Origin of the sequence: Meiothermus cerbereus DSM 11376 (assembly GCF_000620065.1) — a bacterium.
Lineage (GTDB): Bacteria > Deinococcota > Deinococci > Deinococcales > Thermaceae > Meiothermus > Meiothermus cerbereus.
Genome location: NZ_JHVI01000008.1, coordinates 1 through 16,812 on the forward strand (window position 1 = coordinate 1; position 16,812 = coordinate 16,812).

General features: G+C 59.8%; 19 protein-coding genes. 17 read left to right on the forward strand and 2 right to left on the reverse strand.

Going from position 1 to position 16,812, the window contains the following annotated elements; translation table 11 throughout:
- Positions 1 to 287 (reverse strand): helix-turn-helix domain-containing protein (locus Q355_RS16965; protein WP_027876408.1); only part of this gene is annotated, 287 nt, incomplete at its 3' end.
- A 27-nt stretch (positions 288 to 314) separates the two neighbouring features.
- Here Q355_RS16965 and Q355_RS15290 point away from each other — a divergent pair.
- The 14 genes from Q355_RS15290 (at position 315) to Q355_RS0102970 (ending at position 13,222) form a co-directional block, all read left to right on the forward strand.
- Entirely contained in the window at positions 315 to 758 is a 444-nt protein-coding gene (locus tag Q355_RS15290) for a GspH/FimT family pseudopilin (protein ID WP_245597467.1), read from the forward strand.
- A gap of 8 nt (positions 759 to 766) precedes the next feature.
- Positions 767 to 1,201 carry a type II secretion system protein gene (locus Q355_RS0102910; RefSeq protein WP_027876409.1) on the forward strand — a complete coding sequence of 145 codons (435 nt, stop codon included), beginning with the start codon at positions 767 to 769 and terminating at the stop codon, positions 1,199 to 1,201.
- Between the two features lie 9 nt (positions 1,202 to 1,210).
- Positions 1,211 to 1,891, forward strand: coding sequence for a prepilin-type N-terminal cleavage/methylation domain-containing protein (locus Q355_RS0102915; RefSeq protein ID WP_027876410.1), 681 nt, complete (start codon positions 1,211 to 1,213; stop codon positions 1,889 to 1,891).
- Entirely contained in the window at positions 1,891 to 3,561 is a 1,671-nt protein-coding gene (locus tag Q355_RS0102920; protein WP_027876411.1) for a pilus assembly PilX family protein, read from the forward strand. Before Q355_RS0102915 ends, Q355_RS0102920 begins: the two co-directional genes overlap by 1 nt.
- Positions 3,562 to 3,657: 96 nt before the next feature.
- Positions 3,658 to 4,647: a sensor histidine kinase gene (locus Q355_RS0102925; RefSeq protein ID WP_027876412.1), complete on the forward strand. Its 990-nt coding sequence runs from the start codon at positions 3,658 to 3,660 to the stop codon at positions 4,645 to 4,647.
- Positions 4,648 to 4,952: 305 nt separating this feature from the next.
- Positions 4,953 to 5,426 carry a type II secretion system protein gene (locus Q355_RS16345; protein WP_027876413.1) on the forward strand — a complete coding sequence of 158 codons (474 nt, stop codon included), beginning with the start codon at positions 4,953 to 4,955 and terminating at the stop codon, positions 5,424 to 5,426.
- Positions 5,423 to 5,899, forward strand: coding sequence for a type IV pilus modification PilV family protein (locus tag Q355_RS0102935; protein ID WP_027876414.1), 477 nt, complete (start codon positions 5,423 to 5,425; stop codon positions 5,897 to 5,899). Before Q355_RS16345 ends, Q355_RS0102935 begins: the two co-directional genes overlap by 4 nt.
- A 9-nt stretch (positions 5,900 to 5,908) precedes the next feature.
- On the forward strand, positions 5,909 to 6,775 hold the full coding sequence (locus Q355_RS0102940; protein ID WP_156941856.1) for a prepilin-type N-terminal cleavage/methylation domain-containing protein: 867 nt from the start codon (positions 5,909 to 5,911) through the stop codon (positions 6,773 to 6,775).
- A complete protein-coding gene (locus Q355_RS0102945; protein WP_051529280.1) occupies positions 6,763 to 8,676 on the forward strand; it encodes a DUF4900 domain-containing protein in 1,914 nt (637 codons plus the stop codon). The genes Q355_RS0102940 and Q355_RS0102945 overlap by 13 nt, the downstream gene beginning before the upstream one ends.
- A gap of 51 nt (positions 8,677 to 8,727) precedes the next feature.
- Positions 8,728 to 9,312 carry a response regulator transcription factor gene (locus Q355_RS0102950; protein WP_027876417.1) on the forward strand — a complete coding sequence of 195 codons (585 nt, stop codon included), beginning with the start codon at positions 8,728 to 8,730 and terminating at the stop codon, positions 9,310 to 9,312.
- A 213-nt stretch (positions 9,313 to 9,525) separates the two neighbouring features.
- Positions 9,526 to 11,577, forward strand: coding sequence for a pilus assembly PilX N-terminal domain-containing protein (locus Q355_RS0102955; RefSeq protein ID WP_245597468.1), 2,052 nt, complete (start codon positions 9,526 to 9,528; stop codon positions 11,575 to 11,577).
- Entirely contained in the window at positions 11,574 to 12,029 is a 456-nt protein-coding gene (locus Q355_RS0102960) for a pilus assembly FimT family protein (RefSeq protein WP_027876419.1), read from the forward strand. Before Q355_RS0102955 ends, Q355_RS0102960 begins: the two co-directional genes overlap by 4 nt.
- Positions 12,019 to 12,393, forward strand: a complete 375-nt coding sequence (locus tag Q355_RS0102965; RefSeq protein ID WP_027876420.1) for a type IV pilus modification PilV family protein — start codon at positions 12,019 to 12,021, stop codon at positions 12,391 to 12,393. Before Q355_RS0102960 ends, Q355_RS0102965 begins: the two co-directional genes overlap by 11 nt.
- Positions 12,394 to 12,400: 7 nt before the next feature.
- Positions 12,401 to 13,222, forward strand: a complete 822-nt coding sequence (locus tag Q355_RS0102970; protein ID WP_027876421.1) for a PilW family protein — start codon at positions 12,401 to 12,403, stop codon at positions 13,220 to 13,222.
- Here Q355_RS0102970 and lepA read toward each other — a convergent pair.
- On the reverse strand, positions 13,219 to 15,018 hold the full coding sequence (lepA, locus tag Q355_RS0102975; protein ID WP_027876422.1) for a translation elongation factor 4: 1,800 nt from the start codon (positions 15,016 to 15,018) through the stop codon (positions 13,219 to 13,221). The two genes, Q355_RS0102970 and lepA, sit on opposite strands and share 4 nt — an antisense overlap.
- 84 nt (positions 15,019 to 15,102) lie before the next feature.
- Here lepA and Q355_RS17205 point away from each other — a divergent pair, with 84 nt between their 5' ends.
- From Q355_RS17205 to Q355_RS0102990, 3 genes are all read left to right on the forward strand, one after another.
- A complete protein-coding gene (locus tag Q355_RS17205; protein ID WP_281171991.1) occupies positions 15,103 to 15,234 on the forward strand; it encodes a hypothetical protein in 132 nt (43 codons plus the stop codon).
- A 98-nt stretch (positions 15,235 to 15,332) separates the two neighbouring features.
- Positions 15,333 to 15,680 (forward strand): type II toxin-antitoxin system PemK/MazF family toxin, encoded by a 348-nt coding sequence (locus Q355_RS0102985; protein ID WP_027876423.1) that lies wholly within the window; start codon positions 15,333 to 15,335, stop codon positions 15,678 to 15,680.
- Positions 15,681 to 15,849: 169 nt separating this feature from the next.
- Positions 15,850 to 16,689, forward strand: coding sequence for an ABC transporter substrate-binding protein (locus tag Q355_RS0102990; RefSeq protein ID WP_027876424.1), 840 nt, complete (start codon positions 15,850 to 15,852; stop codon positions 16,687 to 16,689).
- Positions 16,690 to 16,812: the final 123 nt, after the last annotated feature.

Consider the following 16,812-nt stretch of genomic DNA (forward strand, 5'->3'; position numbering starts at 1 on the left):
TTCAGCAAGGCCCGCTTATCCCCTCCTGGGTTGTAGCGGTGCTTATCGATGAGCCCCTGGGGTCCCTCGGCGTTGTAGCGCCGGATGAGCTTGTAGACCCAGTTCTGGCTAAACCCGGTGGCCTGGCTCACTGCCCGGGTGCTGGGGCGGTTCTCCCGGGTCTGCTGGGCGTACAACCAGATCACCTGCCAGCGGGTCTTCTCCTTGGCATCCTTGCAGCTACGGTAGCGCTGTTCGAGTTCTTCCAGGCTCAGGTGGGCGTGTAGGGCTATGGCTTTGCTTGGCATGAGTTATTATCTACATAGATTTGGTACTTGATTGCCCTGGGGGGTGGGTGGTTTAGCTCCGACCGGATGCGGGTTAACCAGGCCGCCCAGATTTTGAGCGCCGACGTAACCCGGGCCCGCCTTGAGGCCCTTCGGCGCAACGTGCCGGTGGGGATTCGCTTCGATTTCAGGCCTGGCGCCAACCGTTACGAAATAGTTGCAGACGCCGACCAAAACGGCCTGGACAGCAGCGACCCCGTCATCAGCCGTACCCAGTTTGGGGCCGGTGAGTGGGGCCGGGTGCAGGGCAGCTTGCGGCAGTGCACTAACGCTGACGCAGCCGCCGCCAGCAGCGCCGAGGTGGTTTTCGACGCGCGGGGGGTCTACCAGCTTGCCACCAGCCGCAGCGTGCAGCTTTCCATCGGCTCATATAGCCGCTTTGTCAACATCAACCAACAGGGTCGTGCCCAGATTCGCACGTCCTGTCCATAGGAGCAACCATGCAGAACCGAGGCGTTACCTTAGTAGAGTTGCTGATTGCCCTGGCCGTGATGGGGGTGGCCTTTGGGGTGCTGGTGTTCTCGCAAGCTACCAACTACCGTGTTACGGCTCGAGCGGGGGTGGTGAGCCAGGTGAAGGACACCGCCACGCAAATTCTGGAAAACCAGGTGGGGGTTGTACTGGCCAACTTTACCCGCTACTACAATGGCTGCCCTACCGGGAGCGAAACCGGCTGTTTTGGAACCGGCTTTATCATCAACAGCGGTATCGACGAAGGCCTGGACGGCGAAGGGCAAATCCTGATTCAGTCCTCCGCAGCCAGCCAGGGCATTGTGGTCAATCTGACGACCAAGGTTTCGTGCTACGACAGCTTTGCTTCACGCACCGCTGCTATTGGGTCACGTAGCCTCGAGCCCTGCCCCCGTCCCAACTAGGAGCCTGCTATGCGAACCCAAGGTTTTACAATCCTCGAGCTACTGGTGGTGCTGGTCATTTTTACTGGGGTGCTGACCATCGCGACCCGTTTCCTGGCCAGCCAATCGCAGGATACCCGCATCGTGCAGGAGCGCAACGAGGTGCAAGACCGGGCCCGTCTGGTGCTGCAGATGGTAAGCCAGGACTTGATTTTGGCGGGCTCGAGCCGCTTCATCCGGGGCAACGAGGTGCGCTTTGATGAGGCCAACTGGGTTTCTTGTGCACCCGGAACCCCCTGCCTGACCGGTGACGATCACAGCGAGCGCGATACCTTTATCACCCGTTACCACACCAGCCTTTATCCCAACGGTCAGGAATGCCGCGCTGTGGGCTATGCCTTCAGCGGAACCACCCTTTTGCGGGCGGATGTGCCGTGCAGTAGTCAGGATCCGACTGGGGCCATTCCGGCCAGCAGCTACCGCGAGTTTGCTGCCAATATCACCCAGCTCAACATTAGCTATGTCTGCGGGGATGCGGCAGCTACCGAAGTGGGGCGGCCCAGCGATTGTGTTAGGGTGGTCAACCTCACCGAACGTTTTGTGCGGGCTGCACTGGTTACCGTTACGGCAGCCTCGCCTCAGGGTACCTACACCTACACCATTGCCCAGCGCGTACCGATCCGCAACCTGAAAACCGACGAGGTGCTGTGATGAGACAACCCCAAGGAATTGCCCTGGTCGTCACGCTGGCCATCCTGGTAGCAGTTGCGCTGCTGGCTTTTGCTACCTCGGTGACCACCATGCTCAGCCAGTGGAGTGCCCGCAACGAGCGCGGTGCGACCGAAGCCTACTATGTGGCTGAAACTGGCCTGCAGGAGTGGAAAACCCGCCTGTTCCAGGCCTACCGCTGGCAGCTTTACCAGACTGTTAGTAATGCCAATAGAAGCCGTATCCCCGGCCGCAGTGAGTGCGGCAACGTGCTGGCGGGCGGGGTGGACTGGAACCGTAACGGAACCATCGAAAGCAACGAGACCCTGCCCACCACCCGTACCGGAACCGTTCCTATGGGTGCCAGCACCGGCACCTACACCATCACGGTAGCCCAGGACCCCACCCGCCCACGCTTCATGCTGGTGCGCTCGGTAGGCCGCTTCAATGGCTCCCAGGCCATAGTCCAGGCTACCTTCGACCTCTCCAACACCGGCCCCTGGAACTACGCCATCTTTAGCGGAGCTGGGGCTGCCAACCGGCACCTCAACGGGGGTGCCACGATTCGGGGTGGCCTTTATGTGCAGGGCCAGAGCAGCGACCCCAACCGGGTTGTGATTGATTCCCGCGGCGATTTTGAAATGCTCAACGAATATAGCTATAGCTCCGATACTGTGCCGGGTAGCCGACTCAACAGCGACATGCGCAGCCTTTCCAACCTCTGTGCAACCCTGCGGGTGCAGTATGGCCGGGTGGAGGTGGGGGGTAGCGCGAGCTTTGGCAAACCCACCAACAAGCTCCTGGGTGCTTATGTAGGAGATGCTGCCGACGATATTTACGGCAATACCTCTGGTGTATGCGCTGCCAACCGGGGTATCTGCACCGACGACCGGGGGGCCTTCGACCTTCCCCCTGCCCTGGCCCCCAAATTTCCCGAGTTCAACACCACCCGCTGCACCACCGACCCCAGCAAGACCTGGGCCGCCTGCGTGCGCGACGAGGCGGCGGCTCGAGGGCTTCGCATAACCAGTACAGCAGTTCTTTTCCCTGTGGGCGCAATTCCAACCAGCCCGCTGTCATGCGTGTTGGGTAACCTGCTCAGTAGCGGTGAACTGCGTTTTGGCAGTACCAGCGTGGACTGCCGCTATACCCTGAACGGCAAGACCGGCGGTTTCCGCTATACGGGTGGCAACCCGGGTACGCTGGAAATTTATGGAACTTTACATACCAGTGGCATTAACGTGAGATTTAGCAATGCGGTAAACTACCGCGCGTTCGACTTTACCGACCCCACCGAGCGCAACGCCTCGATATTTGTGGAGGGGGGCAGCATTACCCTGAGCGGCGACCTTCTGCCCGATGCCAGCTCGGCCACCTTCCCTGATCAGGTGTTGGGTCTGCTGGCGCAGAACAACATAGAACAGCTCACCAACAACGCCATGGGCATCTTTTATGCTGGCAACCGCTTCCGCACCCAAAGAGGACAGCACACCCTGGGTACTGTGGTGGCCAATGAGTTCTGCACCACCAGTGCGGGCGGTAACCAGTGCAATGCCGGCCAGAAGGCCAACGTGACCTACATTCCAACCATGGGGAACCTCCCGGTAGCGGCTCAAATCCCCGAAGACACCATTATCGCCTCCTTTAAGATTATGTCTTACGAACGGCGTTAGACCGATGCGCTCACCAGACCCCCAGGCCCTGCCTGGGGGTTGTTCTGGTGGTTGCCAGAAAGCCTAGCCCTGTTGGGGCAAGCGTAGACTGAGACTATGCCGCTCAAGCATCAACTGGCCTGGGTGATTGGTTTATTGGCTTTTATACCCAACCTGGTGATTGTGCTGACCTTTTGGGCCTCGGCCCGCGGGCAGTCGTTGGAAACCTCGCTCTTCTTGCTGGTCTGGGTGCTGGTGCTGGCCCTAATTGCCGCTGGCGTGGGTTACATCCTGGCCAGCACCCTCCTAAGGCCTATGGACGAACTCACCCGTAGCCTCTACTACCTGCGGGGAGCGGGCCGTACCCTGGCTGAGCTTTCCCTGCCCTCGCCCAAACAACGCCCGCCTGCCGAGATAGAGCAGCTTCGTGAGGGCTTCGAGGAGCTGCTCGATTACCTGCGGGAGCTGCTGGAGGCACGAGAGGCCACCTATGCTGCCCTGACCCACGACCTCAAAACCCCCCTGCTGGCCAGTCTACGGGCGCTGGAATACCTGGAAGAAGCCGACAAAATTGGGCCGGAAAAGCGCAAGGAGATGTTGCGTAACTTGCGGGATGAATTGAACCGGAGCTATCTGCTGGTGGAAAACCTGCTCACGGCCAGCCGCCTCGAGGCCCAGCGCATCCAGCCCGAAAACCTCAACCTGCGCTCGATTCTGGAGGACTTTCGCCTGCGCTACGCCCAGCAGGCCCAAAAGCGTGGCCTGCGCCTTGAGATTGAAGGGGCCGGACAGGTTCGGGCCGAGCGGCTCTTGCTGGAGCGGGCCCTGGCCAACCTGACCGAAAACGCCCTGCGCCATGCAAAGAGCTGGGTGGTGCTGCGGGCGGGGGATGGCTGGCTCGAGGTCGAGGACGACGGGCCGGGCCTGCCCGACAGCTTGGAAGCCCTTACCCAGCCTTTTCGCAGCCAGCGTCTGCGGGGGGTGCGGGCTGGCAGCGCCGGGCTGGGCCTGTATGTGGCCCGGCGGGTAGCCGAGGTGCACGGGGGGCAGCTAGAAAACCTGGCTTTGCCAGGGCAGGGAACCCGGCTCCGCATTCGGGTGTCATGAAGTCCTAGCTTTCCTGCGAATACTCTGTAAATCGGTTTACTTTGTACAGAGTCTGTTGGGTGGTAGAACCCGCAGGTTGCAGAAAGAACGCTTGTATTTGTGGACGATTGCTCTCAACAGGGCAGGATTGTGATTTTTGACCAAAAGCAAAGTGGTCTTGAAGAGAAGCGTAAAACCCGCACTGGTGCGCATCAACATCCACTAACCGCAATCTGAGACTGCGTATTAACAACTTATTAACGTAACGCCGAAGCCCCCAAATGGGGGTGCAACGACAGGCTGGGCCAGCTCAAACTCGAGGCACTATGACCAGATTCTCGCAGCCTGGTGTTTGGCAAATAAGAAAGCCCATGGGTTTTACCCTGTTGGAGCTCATAGTGGTGATGGCGGTTCTGGGAGTAGCTGCAGGTATTGGTATAGCGCAGCTACGTAATCTGGGTCAACGCCAACAGGCAGCCGCAACAGTTGACCAGATTCGCCAGCTTTTTTGGCAGGGAGCTACAGCGGCGGCGAGTCGAGGAGGTACTAATTTTCTTCTGGTGCGAAGTGGCAACACCCTTCGGGTTCAATCCCAGAATGACGCAAGCGTCCTGCGCAGCGTGACCTTGCCTTCCGGGGTCTCCTGCAGTTTGGGCGAAGGTACACTGGCAACTTTTACCTCTCCGGGCAAGGTTATTTTTTCGAGCTCATTTCCGGCGAATCGCCAGTTTACCATCTCGGTCAATGGGCAAAGCGTTACCCTGACAGCAACACTCATAGGAGAGGTGAGGCGGCAATGAGAAACCAGGGCCTGACTTTTGTAGAAGTAATCGTGGCGACGGGTGCTTTGGCTATTGTGCTGGGCCTGTTCACGACTCTGCTGGTAGGCAACATGCGCCAGACCAGCATTACGGGTGGCCGCGTCCAGGCCAACCAAATTGGCATCTTTTTGGGGCGGCAGATCCTCGAGGCCGATGACCGCGCTTTGCCCACAGTGGGCAACAGCCTAAGCTGGGGTTATGGTCAACTAAACAGCTCCAGCACCGGTTTCCCTAGCCTTACGTCTGAACAGCAGTTCGGCAACATTGCGCTCTACCGGGCCAGCGTCGCTAACCAGGGGGTTCCATCCTGGGCAGGTAGCGGCTGGCAGGTTAGCCAGTACCGCATCGAGGTTTGCTGGCAAAGCCCAGAGGGCGAAAGGTGCGTGCGACAGAGCATTATCGGCCCATCGCCCGCCCTGGCCGGTAGCGAGATAGTTACCAACATCAACTAGGAGGTTGCCTTGCGTCCCCAAGCGTTTACCCTGATCGAGTTGCTGCTGGCGCTGGCAGTGCTGATTGTTGTGATGAGCATGGCTTTTAACACCAGCATTCAGGGATTACAGCTCAACCAGTCCAACGAGGCGATCAGTGCAGCTCAAAACAAAGCCCGGCGGGTGCTTGAAGTGCTAAGCCAGGATTTGCGTACGGCCGCTTTTGCCATCATCACCCACTCCCCGTTCAACTCCAACACCACCGCCATCTCCTTTGCCCAGGTTGCAGGGGGTGCGGGCTATACCGTCACTGCGGTGGCCGGTAACACGCTTACCATAACAAGCAATTCGACTACCCTTAGCAGCGAGGTTCCAGTGGGTAGCCGACTGGTGGTAGTAGATGGCAACGGTAACACTGTACTAACCCGAACCACCGGATTGCCTGTATCCAGTGGTTTAAATACCTACACCATAACCACCACCTGCGCCGTGCTGCCGGTGAGTGCAACCTCACAAACCCTGGCCTCTGTGGTTAACCTGATGGGCTACGGCTACGACGCGAGCAACCGGAAGCTGGTTTATCGTGAGCAAGGTGATGCGGCCAGTACCGATGTGGCCTTTGATGTCAGCAACTTCCGCATTGACTATGTGTATCAGCGTCGTGCAAACGGTGCGGTGAGCGAAGAACGCAACCCCAGTGGCTATTTGGTAAGCGGGCAGGTTCGGCCCTACTTTACCAGCGGGGGAGCCGAGTTCGCCTTGCGTCGGGTGCAGTTCACCCTGGGTGTTCAGGTGCCCTTGCGCGGGCGTAATGTTGAACGAACCTACACAGGCCAGGTAGATATGATCAACACCCTCTATTACCAAGTTAAGGCGGTGAACCTATGCAACCCATGAAACGCCCCCAGGGCATTGCGATTGTGGTGGCTCTGACGGTAATTCTGCTACTGAGCGTGATCAGCGGCTTAATCTTTAGCCGTACCATGAATGACCTTCGTACCAGCCGCGACAACACCGCGATGGCCCAAGCGGTTAACCTGGCTCGAGGTGGGGCGGTGGCGGCCTCGGCGCTTCTATCCAACGAGGTGAGGGCGAGTCTGGAGAGTATCGTTCGTTCGGCCAATCCCAGCATGGGAGGGATTAGCACCAGCGATGTCTGGTACTACGGGGGCAACAGCACCCAGCCCATTCCTTCTACGGTTGCTACCCGTTTGGCCTTGTTGGCCTCGAGCTTGCAGACCAGTGTGAATACCCTGATTTGCAGCCGAAACTTTGCTCCAGATGGTTCGGGTGCCACTGTGCAGGTACGTATCTTTTTCACCACCGCAGCCGCTTGCGGCCAGGCCTTTCCTTCCGCTGCTCGACTGCCAACGGGATATGTGGTAGACAACGACAACAACCCTTCGACCCCTCTTACCCGCCAGGTGCAAGGGTATGCGCTGCCCTATGTGATGGTTGTTACCGCCTCGCCCGGCACGCCCTATCAGCGCAACGTCTTGATTCAGGGCGAGTATCGCTTTTTGCTGACCAATGGTAGCTTTGCCCGCTACGCGCTGTTTACCAACCAGCACCGCACCCGCTCCAATACCGGGGTCTGGTTTACCGGCCAAACTTTGTTTGACGGGCCGGTACATACCAACGAGCGTTTTCGGTTTTCCTTTAACCCCTGGTTTGGGGGCTATGTCACCAGCGCGGGCTGTACCAACGCTGGTGTAAGCAGTTGCAGTGGTTCTATAAGCCCTGGAGCCTTTTTTGGCTCGGGGAGTAACACCACCTTCCTTTCCCCTTCCCAGATGGCAAACCCCAACGCCCCGAGCTGGACCAGCGGGGGCAATACCCATGCCCCCGTATTCGATGGCACGCCTAAGGTTAACTGGCAGGAGTCGTTTATCCCCATGCCGCCCAATGCCCAAGACCAGCGCAACGCTGCGACTTCGGGAGGGCTTTACCTTAACTTCAACGTGACCCGTCTGACCCTCTACGCGGGTGATGCTGCTGGGGTACGCCCGAGTTGCAACAGCGCTGGGGTTTGTACCCCTGCAACCTCGACCCATCAGTACATTGAGGTATGCCGCACATCGGCCTGCACGGGCAGCGATCGCATTCTGTACCGTTATGCTGCAGATGGCATCCTCTACCGCCACAACGGAAGCTGGCCGGGGGTGGTGGAGCGGGTCGGCTTTAACGGGATGATTTTTGCAGAAGGGAGTATAGACAACCTCACCGGACCATCCCGAACCGACAGCAGCAACCCCAACACTGCTCCTCCAGCTCTGACCTCTTTCTCTCAACTGACTGTGGCCAACGCAGGCACTGGGCGGAACATCCAGATCCGCGGCGACCTGAAGTACCAGAATCCGGCATGTAGCGGTACTCCAACGCGAACGGGCAGCACTGTTTCCCGCCCTACCTGCAATAACCTCTCGGCAGACAACATCTTGGGGGTTTATAGCCAGGATGGCGATATTCTGTTGGGGGATGGCACCAACAGTTCCCTGCAAGATTTAACCGTTCATGGGGTCCTGATGACCTCGAGGGGGGAAGTCTCGGTTCAAAATTTCAACACCATCCAACCGCGGGGTTCCATCCGGCTGCAAGGCGGAATTATTCAATACGCCTATGGTGCTTTTGGGTTGTTTAACAGCTCTACTGGCCAGATGACACAGGGCTATGCCCGCCAGTTTACCTACGACCCCCGGATGCAAGACCGGGCGCCGCCCTACTTCCCGACTACGGGTGTGGTGCAGGTCAGTGTGGCGACTCCCCTGAGCTTTGGTCAGCGTGAACAGGTTTACTAGCACTGGTCCGGCCTCTTAGGAAGGAATAAGAGGGCTATAGTTGTATAGAAGATGCACCTCCTTATCGCCGACGACCACCCCCTGTTTCGTATGGGCCTGCGGGCTGCCCTCGAGCGCGAAGGATTTGAGATAGTGGGGGAGGCCAGCGACGGCCAGGAGGCCCTGAAGCTGTGCCTGCAACTGTTGCCGGATGGGGTGGTGCTGGATGTGCGGATGCCTCATATGGACGGCATTACCGCAGCGCGACTGTTGCGAGAGCAGCGCTACAGGGGCCTGATTACCCTTTTGACCACCTTCAACGAGCCGGTTTTGCTGCAGCAGGCCGCCCTTGCCGGGGCCGATGCCTACTGGTCGAAAGAACTGCCCCCCGAGGCCCTGGCGGAGCGCCTGCGCCGGCTTAGCCAGGGACTGGAGCCCCGCCTGCGCGCCCCTGAGTTGCCCAAGCTCACCACCCGCGAGCAGGAGGTGTTGCAGTGGATGGCCCAGGGGCTCTCCACCAAAGAAATTGCCCGCCGCCTACGCATCTCGCCCGAGACGGTCAAGGATCACCTGGTGCGGATATATGAGAAGCTCGAGGCCCGCAACCGCGTCGAGGCCCTCGAGCGGGCCCGAAGCCTGGGCTTGTTAAGTGCATAGGGCCGCATTTGCTCCAGACCTTTTCTAGCGGTGGGGGAAAGCGGACGGAAAGCCAGCTGGCCACCGGAGCGTTTAGGGTATTTAGGGTATGTCCTGTCCTTCGATTAGGGGCTATAATACAAGCCTACTTCACATCACTCGAGTAGGTCTGTTAGTGGGGGGCATTTCATGTCAAATAAGAGGGGAATTGCGTTGGTATCCACCCTGGTATTTATGTTCATCGTCATTATTCTGGTTAGTATTGCCACGCTTACCTCGCTCTCCAACCGTCGCAATGCCCAGGATGCCCTGCGCACCTCGCAGGCCCAGTTCGCCGCCGAGGCAGGCCTCGAGCGGGCCGTAGCCCGGCTGTGGCACCAGGTGCTGGCCAGTGCGGCCTCTCCCAGCGTAACCGCTTATGCCATTGAACTAAACCGCATGGGTCTGACCAACGGCGCCACCATTGCCAGCCTGTTTGGCGAGCCGCAAAGCCTGGGAGATGGCTCCAGCTTTGTGGTACGGGTCTCGCGCCAGGACGATACCAGTACCGACCCCGATGCCATCGTGCTCACCCTCACCTCCACCGGCACCCTGGCCGATGGAACCACCCGGCGCCTGCGGCAGGTTTTCCGGGTGGAGCGGGCTTTCTTCCCGTTCGACTATGCCCTGCTGACCAACAATGCCGAGTGCATCTTCTGCCATCTAGATGTGAAAAGTATGGATGCCTTGCGCGGCCCGCCCACCAGCGATCCCAGCACCTGGTGGCGGCGGGCCAAGGTGGGGGTGCTGGAAAGCCTGATCATGCGCGACGACGAAGAAGCGGGTGTGGTGCACGGCTCGCTGGTAGCCCGGGGTACCGTTAGCCAGCAGTACAGCGGCACCATTGGCCCCTCCAACCGCTACCGCACCACCATGAACCCCGGCGATACCCGCATACGCTCCACGGATCCGATCAGTGCCACCCCCGCCGACTGCTCGATTCCCAGCAACTGCACTACCCCGCAGAACCTGTACTACAACTACCCCGATAGCAACAACCTCTCGGCTTTTGGCAACCGTTTCCCCGATGGTGAACTGCCGGATAGCTTCCCTTTGCCCATCCCAGACACCAACAACAACCGCCTCATTGACGATGCCGAGTGGAACGCCGAGGTGAGCTCGAGCCTGGCCGGAACCAACGAGAGCTACAGTGCGGGCTCTATCACGGCTGCCATGCGCATCAACCCTTTGGGTAGCATTGCCTGGCCTGGCGGTGGTTCGTTGCAGACCCAGACCTCGGCCGATCTGGGCCAGAACCCGAGCAATGTGATCCTGGACGGTTCGGTTGTGCCCATCAGCCTGAGGGGTACGGTTTTCATCAATGGGGATGTGGTGATTCGGGGCCGTGTTCGTGGTAATGGAACCATCCTGGCCCGTAACAACCTCTACGTGATGGGCGACCTGACCTATGACTGCGGTACCGAGGGTACCCTGGCCGCCTGTGACTACAGCAACCCCAGCCGCCTGCCCCAGCTCCACCTGATTGCGGGTGGGAATATTGTGGTGGGCGACTATATGACCATTCAGAGTGACATCGAAAGCCTCACCCCCGAGGACATGCTCAGCACCAACTACAACCAACCCCCCATCAGCTTCTGCCGAGCAAACCCCAGCAATACCGCCTGCGCCCTGCGCCCAAGGCCCAACCTGCCCCTCACCGAGATCACCAACTTCAACCGCCGGGAGCTTCGGCGCTACCTGAGTGATAACACTTACCGACCGCGCTTCTACACCTTTGGCGAGGACGTGGTCTATTTCTCCCCGGGCTGTAGCCACCAGCCGCAACCATACCAGGACTACAGCACCATTGCGGCAGGGGCTAAGGTCTCCTTTTGTCAGGGGGATAGGGAGTTGAGTGCCACCACCCTAACGGCGAACCAGGTCGGCAGCATCCTGGCCCGCGCTGCCCGCTACGAGGTAACTTCCAGTACCTTCAACAACGCCGTCCTCAAAAACCTCTGGGCCAGTTCGATGAACGCTCGAGGTACGGATGCCCTACGTACCGACGGGCTGCTCTACTCAGCCAACGCCATCTTTGGCATTGCGCAGCGCAAATACCCCAAGCTCAACGGGCGTTGGGATCTGCGCGGGGCCCTGGTGGCTGCCGATACCGGCATCTTGGTGCCGGGGCCTGGAGGCAGCGCACCGGGCCTGACCATCTACCACGACAACCGCCTGCGCCCGCGGCTTCCGGGTGGGCAGCAGGCCCAGCTTAGAAGGGGTATATGGGAAGTGGTGGGCCAGTGAACAGACCTTTGCCAAAGGGCATCAGCCTGCTGGAGCTTCTGATCGTGCTTGCAGTGCTGGGCATTCTGCTGGGGGTGGGTTTTGTTTCGCTGCGCTCCTACCAAGAGAGCCTGGCCATCCGCGAGGCGGCTACACAAGTCGCAACCGAACTCCTGAACATTCGCCAGCAAGCCCGGCGGCAGTCGGTCAACTTTACCTTTCAGGCCACTGCCAGCAGCAGTACCTACAAAGCAGGCCGCACCAGTGATCTGGCCTCTCTGGCCGACAAGTCGCTGCCTCGAGGCGTGGTCTTTCAAAGCGTGCCTGCGGGTGGGGGCAGCATAACCTTCCTGGCTCCGTATGGCATCGTCAATGCAGCCAACCGTACCTTCGCGTTGCAGGGGCCGGGCGGCCGGGTGCTCAACGTGCATATCGTGGGCAGCACCGGCAAGGTGGTGGTGCGTGCGCCGTAGTGGATTCTCCTTTGTAGAGGTGATGGTGGCGCTGGCCATCCTCTCCCTGGCGATTCTCATACTGACCTACTTTGGCTCGAGCTTTTCCCTTACCCGCAACGCCCAGATCGACACCCAGGCCCAGGCCTACGCCCGCAGCTACTTCGACAACCTGCGGGCCAGCTGGTCCACCAGAGCCACCTACAATGCGGCAGTACTCCCATCGGTAACGCCCCCCAGCGGCTTTAGCAGCCCCACCGTTGCGGTGGAAAACATCCAGCGCATCGGAACCCAGGTGGTCTTGCGCCGGGTTACCCTGCGCTTCACCGGCCCCCAGAACCGACCCTACCGTTTTGCCACCGAGGTGGCCCTTCCGCCCCAGTAGAGGCCTTATGCGTAGAGCTGGCATCACCCTCATCGAAATGCTGATTGCAGCCGTCATTGGGGTGGCGATCCTGGGTCTGATTGCCGCCGGTCTTCGCAGCAGCAGCGACAGCCTGCGCTTCGTGCAAAACTCCCAGATTCTTACCGAAGACCTGCGCAACGCGGGCAATCTGGTGAGCGACTACCTCTCCACCGCCGCGTTTATTTACCCCCCTGGCACAACCCTTACCATTGGCAGCGCAGGCGGCTATACCGTGCGAAATCCACGGAATGGCACGAACACCTGGCAGATTGGCCAGGATCCCGCCATTGCCCTGCTCCAGCCCCCCCGGATGGAAGGGGGAGTGGAGGTGGTGAAGTTTGTGATGATCTACCCCCTCAACCGGGGCTGGGTGGTGTCGCGGGCTAGTGGCGCCGAGAACCCTGGCCCCGACCCTGCCAACAACGACAAGTGGCTGCTGTACATCTACGAGCGCAACCTGGCGGTGGGCAGCAACCGCCTGCCCAACGGGCTACCGGCTACCATTCCCACCACCATTCCAGGCAGCAGCGGTAACCTGCTGGCCGACTATGTGCAGCCGGGTGGCTTTGTGGTCAGCTACCCCGACTGTCTGGGTTTCGACGAGGGAGGCCTGGCTACCCTGATCCCCTGTCCCAGCGCCCCCCCGCTGCCCCTTCGGGCTGAACATAGCGCAGGGCGGGTGCGTTTTTCGCTGCAAGGCGAAATAAGGCAGGGTGGGCGCGACTCCCGCGTGCCCGCCAATCCCTTGCGCTTCGAGGTGGCCCCCCGCAACCTGCCCCAGCGGCTCACCGAAATAAGCCCGAACTAGTCGCGCCCGGCCGACAACACCGCCAGGAAAGCCTCTTGTGGCACGTCCACCTTGCCGATGGCTTTCATGCGCTTTTTGCCCTCTTTTTGTTTTTCTAAGAGCTTTTTCTTGCGGGTGATGTCGCCCCCGTAGCACTTGGCCAGCACGTCTTTACGCAGGGCCTTGACGGTGGCTCGAGCGATAATCTTGCCCCCTATGGCGGCCTGGATGGGCACTGCGAACTGCTGTCGGGGAATGACTTCGGCCAGCTTGTCCACAATTTCGCGTCCAATGCTATAGGCTTTGTCCTTGTGGGCGATGAAGGCCAGCGCATCTACCGGCTCTTCGTTGACCAGGATGCTCACCTTGACCAGCTCGCCTTCCTGATAGCCAATTTGCTCGTAGTCCATGGAGGCATAGCCCCGGCTGATGGACTTTAGGCGGTCGTGGAAGTCGTAGAGGATCTCGCCGAAGGGCACCTCGTACACCAGTTCCACGCGCTTGCCGATGTAGTGCATGTTGCCCATCTTGCCGCGCTTTTCCTGCAAGAGCTGCATGATGGAACCCACGTATTCCTCGGGGGTATAGACGGTGAGCTTGACGTAGGGCTCGTAGATGGCCTCGATTTTGTCGGGGTTGGGTAACTCAGAGGGGTTATGAATCTCGATTTCCGAGCCGCTGGTGAGCTTAACCCGGTAAATCACGCTGGGGGCGGTGGAGATCAGGTCGAGGTCGAACTCGCGCTCGAGCCGCTCCTGCACAATCTCGGCGTGCAACAGCCCCAGGAAGCCGCAGCGGAAACCGAATCCCAAAGCCTCTGAGGTTTCCGGTTCAAAGGAAAGCGCGGCGTCGTTGAGCTTGAGTTTTTCCAGGGCCTCGCGCAGCCGGTTATAGTCCTGGGTGTCGGTAGGGTAGAGGCCAGCAAACACCACCGGCTTGGCGGGTTGGAAGCCCGGATAGGGAGCCTGGCAGGGGTTTTTGGCCGAGGTGATGGTGTCGCCTACCTGGGCGTCGCCGATTTCGCGGATGGAGGCGGTAATCCAGCCCACCTCGCCGGGGCCGAGCTGGGTTACGGGTTCCAAGAGACCCGGTCGGAAGACCCCCACCTTGTCCACTTCAAACTCCTTGCCGGTAGACCAGATGCGGATGGTGTCGCCGGGCTTGATGCTGCCGTCCATCACCCGCACATAGGGGATTACCCCCTGGTAGGCATCGAATATCGAATCGAAGATGAGGGCCTGGGTGGGGTTTTCGGGGCGGCCCTTGGGGGCTGGGATGCGGGCCACGATGGCCTCGAGGATCTCGTCTACCCCCTGCCCGGTCTTGCCGGAGGCGAACACGCACTCATCGGCAGGAATGCCCAGTACCTCCTCCACTTCCAGGGCCACCTCGAGGGGCTGGGCACCGGGCAGGTCGATCTTGTTAATCACCGGGATGATGGTGTGCTCGTGCTCCATGGCCAGGTAAAAGTTGGCGATGGTCTGGGCCTCTACCCCCTGCGAGGCGTCTACCACCAGCAAGACCCCCTCCACCGCCGCCAGGGCCCGGCTCACCTCGTAGCCAAAGTCCACGTGGCCGGGGGTATCGATCAGGTTGAAGATGTAGGTTTCTCCGGCTTTGCTCTGGTAAAAAAGCCGCACCGCGCTGGCCTTGATGGTAATGCCGCGCTCGCGCTCGAGCTCCAGTGAATCCAAAAACTGCTCGCGCATCTGTCGCTCCGAGACCGCTTTGGTCATCTGGAGAATGCGGTCGGCCAGCGTAGACTTACCGTGGTCTACGTGCGCGATGATGGAAAAATTGCGAATCCGTTCCTGCACAGCCTACCTATTGTAGCCGATGCCGCAGGAAAGTCTGTAATCACTGCGGGCGCTTGAGTATGGGGTATAACCAAGCTATATCCCATGAAGACGGCCATTTCGCTGGCGGACAAGACCTTCCAGGAGGCCGAGAAGCTGGCCAAGCGCCTGCGCATTTCGCGCAGCGAACTGTATGCCAGAACCCTCGAGCACTTCTTGCGCGCACACGGCGAATAGGCCGAGATTGAAGCCTTCAACCGCGTTTACGAGAAGGTGGGCAGCCAGCTCGACCCGGTCCTGCAGCAGGCTATCAAGCGCCGCCTCGAGGCCAGCGAGTGGTAGAGCTTCGGCGAGGCCAGATCTGGTGGGCCGACCTGGGCGAGCCGAAGGGCTCGAGGCCAGGTTTGTGCCGTCCGGTGCTGGTAGTCCAGCGGAACACCGCCAACCAAAGCTGCCTGGCCACCACCATCGTGGTGGTCATCACCTCCAACCTGGCCTTGCGTCAGGCCCCAGGAAATGTCTTTCTGGCCTCGAGCGACTCAGGCCTGGAGCGCGACTCGGTCATCAACGTCTCGCAGCTATATACCCTCGATAAGAACAACCTCGAGGGCTACGTGGGCCCGGTACCGCCTGGGGTCATGTCCCAGGTAGACGAAGGCCTGCGGTACCTACTCTCGCTTTAGAGCGCTCTTCACGATTATTGAGCCGTTCGCAACTGGATTGCTTTGTCCTGCATAGCAAATGAGAAAAGTGCAAAGGTTGGTGATGCCAAAAGACGTCCGCCGTTGACACCCTCCTTGGGGTTCAGTAATGTTGAGGACAACGTTCAGATGCAACCGTAAGGAGGTTCCCATGAAAAGAATTTGGATTTTGGGTTTGGTGGTGCTGGCCTCGCTAGGGATGGCCCAGAGCAAAATTGGCAACTGTGAGGTAACCGGCCCTAAAGGCCAGTTTCCCATCCGCCCGGCCATAGCGGGCCAGCTCACGGTGCAGACCAACCTGCCGGGGCCGGGTTTCTGGAACGGTGACAGCCCCGCCACCATCAAAGACGGCTTCGAGTACTGCCTGGCGGCCAACATTGCCCACCGCGCCGGGCTGGACAAAGTGGTGGTGCAGAATGTGGCCTGGGATGCCCTGATCGCCGGCCAGACCCGCAACTTCGACTTTGCCCTCTCGCAAATCACCATCACCGAGGCCCGCAAAAAGGTGGTGGACTTCTCGAGGCCCTATTTCTCCTCGGATATCGGCGTGCTGGTGCGTGCTGCCGATAAGGCCAAATATAACTCGCCAGCCAGCCTCAAGACGGCGCGTCTGGGCATCCAACAGGCCACCACGGCCGCCAAGTTCCTGAGCGATACCCTCAAGCATCCCCAGAACCTGACCCGGGTCTTCCCCGATGTCGCATCTGGCTTCACTGCCCTTCGGGCCGGACAGATAGATGCTTTCATCATAGATACCTCCATCGTGCTCTCGGAAGCGGCCAAGTCGGGTGGGGCTTTGGCTGTGGTGGGCCAGTTCAGAACCGGTGAGAACTACGGGGCGCTTTTTTCTAAGGGTAACCCCAACCGGGCCCAGGTAGACAAGATTTTGGAAGCGCTGGAAAAGGACGGTACCCTCAAAAAGCTTTCCCAGACCTACCTGGCCAAGGCATGGGGCATTGACCCCACCACCGTGCCGCTCTGGCAGCCCTAGCGAGCAGGTTTTTGGCGGGGCTTTAACAACCCCATAGGCTGGGGTTGGGAGTGCCGATCTATAGGTAAACACCCGCCGTTTTCGGAGGGTGTTTTTTTATTGTGGGAGCTATTTTGCCACCAG